3 protein-coding genes are annotated in these 3,098 nt (G+C 38.0%); all 3 read left to right on the top strand.

Annotated features, from left to right (window positions below; translation table 11 throughout):
* Nucleotides 1-269, top strand: a 269-nt coding sequence (locus L950_RS28225) for a c-type cytochrome domain-containing protein (RefSeq protein ID WP_316930754.1), incomplete at its 5' end; no start/stop codon positions are given.
* Nucleotides 227-1,615, top strand: a complete 1,389-nt coding sequence (locus tag L950_RS24715; RefSeq protein ID WP_021189433.1) for an FN3 associated domain-containing protein — start codon at nt 227-229, stop codon at nt 1,613-1,615. The genes L950_RS28225 and L950_RS24715, both read left to right, overlap by 43 nt.
* Nucleotides 1,616-1,633: 18 nt before the next feature.
* Nucleotides 1,634-2,923, top strand: a complete 1,290-nt coding sequence (locus tag L950_RS24720) for an MFS transporter (RefSeq protein WP_021189434.1) — start codon at nt 1,634-1,636, stop codon at nt 2,921-2,923.
* The last annotated feature ends 175 nt before the right edge of the window (nt 2,924-3,098 follow it).

A 3,098-nucleotide genomic window follows, 5' to 3' on the forward strand; every position in this document is an offset into this window, starting at 1 on the left:
AAAGTCTCAATAGAGCAAGCGATGATCTATCAAGACGTGATTCTACCTATTTTACAGCCAAATGCGCCAGTTGCCACAATATGGAAAAAGCAAAAGGAAGCTTAAACCTCACTGACGCAGCATCTATGTTAAAAGGTGGCAAAAATGGAAAACTATTTGTTCCCGGCAATCCCCAAATCAGTTTATTATTGCAACGCCTTCATCTTCCAGTTGAAGATGAAAAAGAATGCCTCCAAAAGGAAAACCCGAACTTACTGCCACAGAAATAGCTGTACTGACCCTCTTGATAAAAGGAAATGCACAATTGGATAAAAAAGTAATCGATTTACCACAGCAAGATTCTTTACGCATACTAGCTTCTACAACTTTAGGCCCATCACCTTCAATGGCACAACAATATGATTTTGCAGCGGCATCAGAGGCAACGGTCAAAAAACTAAATAATGATTATCGGGTTATTTCCATCCTCGATAAAGGCTCCCCTGCTCTGTCTGTTAATATCTATAACAAAACGATTTACAAACCAGAAGCGCTAAAAGAATTGACAGAAATAAAAAGACAGATTGTATCTCTCAACTTAAACGGATTACCCGTGCAAGACGAAGAACTAAAAACGATCAGCACATTTGAAAATTTACGTAAACTGAATCTCAACTTCACAGCTATTAAAGGCGACGGACTGAAGCATTTACTTCCATTAAAACAGTTAAATACCCTATCACTATCTGGTACAGCAGTAAATTTCAATACCGTGAAGCAACTTGTTGCTATGAAAAACCTAAAAGAGCTATCATTATGGCGAACTGATATAAAGGAAAATGAAATTGGCCAATTGAAACAATTAGCAAAAGGAATTCGCATTATTACAGGCTTTAAAGACGACGGAAAGAGTCCCATAAAGCTAAACCAGCCACATTTAAGTACAACCGTTTCTATTTTCAAAAATAGAATACCATTACAGATTAAACATCCCATCAACGGTGTAGAGATCAGGTATACAACCGATGGAACCGAACCCGATAGTTTAAAGTCACCTCTTTACGACAAAGAAATTGAAATTAAAGAGTCCGTTACATTAAAAACTAAAGCATATAAAACCGGATGGTACGGTAGTGATGTCTTGACTTTTAACTTTTATCAAAGTCGCTACAGCCCCGACAGCATTGCATTTATAGTAGCGCCAAGTGAAAAATATAAAGGTGACGGACCGAAGATATTGACAGATTTACAACTCGGCAGCTTTGACATCCAGAATGGCAAATGGATCGGTTACAATGAAAACATGGCATTAATGCTATTTTTCAAAGAACAGCTACCCCTCAAATCTATATCGGTCAACATGATGAAAAAAATCCAAACACATATCCTTCCCCCACAGGAATTTGAAGTATGGGGTGGTACTAACGAAAAAAACATGCGCTTATTGCAACGTGTAAAAAATCCAATGCCACAAAAAGATGAAGCAGATGCATTTATCAAGATGGAAGTAAAATTTAAATCGCAATCAATCTCCTGCATCAAAATTGTAGGTAAAAACTTCAAAAAATTACCAGAATGGCACGCCGGAAAAGGACAACCAGCTTGGATATTTATGGATGAAATACTTTTAAACTAATCAATTTAACCTAAATATATGCATCAAATTCAAACATCTAAACTATTTTGGGCAAGTTGTCTCGCTCTTTTAGTCACTTCGCTTTCTTTCGGTATCCGTGCGGGTATGATGGATCAACTCGGCATTGATTTTCAATTAAATGCGACACAGTTGGGAACCATCACAGCTACAGCTTTTTGGGGATTTCCACTTGCCATCGTTATCGGTGGTTTTATTGTTGACATCATCGGGATGAAACGCCTTCTGGTGATGGCTTTCCTTTTTCATTTAGCAGGTATTCTATTGACCATCTTTGCACAAGGCTATTGGAGTCTTTTCTTCTCCACATTATTAATTGGCATTGCAAATGGTACGGTTGAAGCCGCTTGTAATCCATTAGTGGCCGCACTATATCCGCAAGAAAAGACAACTAGACTCAACTATTTCCATCTCTGGTTTCCTGGAGGTGTTGTGATAGGTACGTTATTGGTCACGCTATTTGTCCATCTGGGCATCGGATGGCAGTTCCAAGTTGGGATGATGTTAATTCCAACAGTTATTTATGGTTATATTTTCTCAAAGCTTGATTTCCCCGTTACAGAACGGGTATCCTCAGGATATTCCACTGCAGACATGTACAAGGCAGTAGGCTCTCCTTTATTTCTATTCCTATTTCTATGCATGTTTATGACCGCTATTACTGAACTATTTACAGGGCAATGGATTAGTTTACTGCTTAAAAATGTAACCGACAACGCCATTCTATTACTTACGATTACCACTGGAATTATGGTAATAGGCCGCGCGTTCGCAAAACCAATTGTTCAAAAACTTGCACCCCAAGGTGTGCTCCTTTTTTCAGCAATCTTTGCAGCAGCAGGTCTATATATGCTTGGTAGCTTTACAGGTAATGCTGTTTTCTTTGCAGCAATTATTTTTGGTATCGGTGTGTGTTACTTCTGGCCAACTATGATCGGTTTTGTTGCCGAAAATATTCCACAATCTGGAGCTTTGGGTTTAAATCTTATCGGTGGAGCTGGTATGTTTGCTGTTTCCATCTATACGATGATCATGGGCAGCTATTATGATGGATTAATCATAAAGCATTTACCAATTGGTTCCAATCTCGATCTGTATAGTTCAGCAACAGAAGGAACGGCAGAAGCTTTGGCATACACAACAGCTAAAAACCTAGCTGGGCCGGAAGTATTACAGATCACGTTAATACTTCCTATCCTATTGATCTTTGCTTTTGGAGGATTATACCTTTACATGAAAAACAAGAAAGAAGTAGGTGCCTATAGGCAGTGTAGTGAATTAAAAAGTTGAAGAAAACGAAAAGACTATAGCAATCAATAGTCCTTACATTTTACCAATTTAAAGCTAAGATATAGCTGATCATCGTTCATATAAACGTCATATTACTTAAAAAACCAATTCATAGTTGACCATAACATGACCTGTATTTAACGTGTACAACATTCCCGTCTTTTATCTTGTTTAC

The sequence above is a fragment of the Sphingobacterium sp. IITKGP-BTPF85 genome (assembly GCF_001006065.1).
GTDB classification, from domain to species: domain Bacteria; phylum Bacteroidota; class Bacteroidia; order Sphingobacteriales; family Sphingobacteriaceae; genus Sphingobacterium; species Sphingobacterium anhuiense.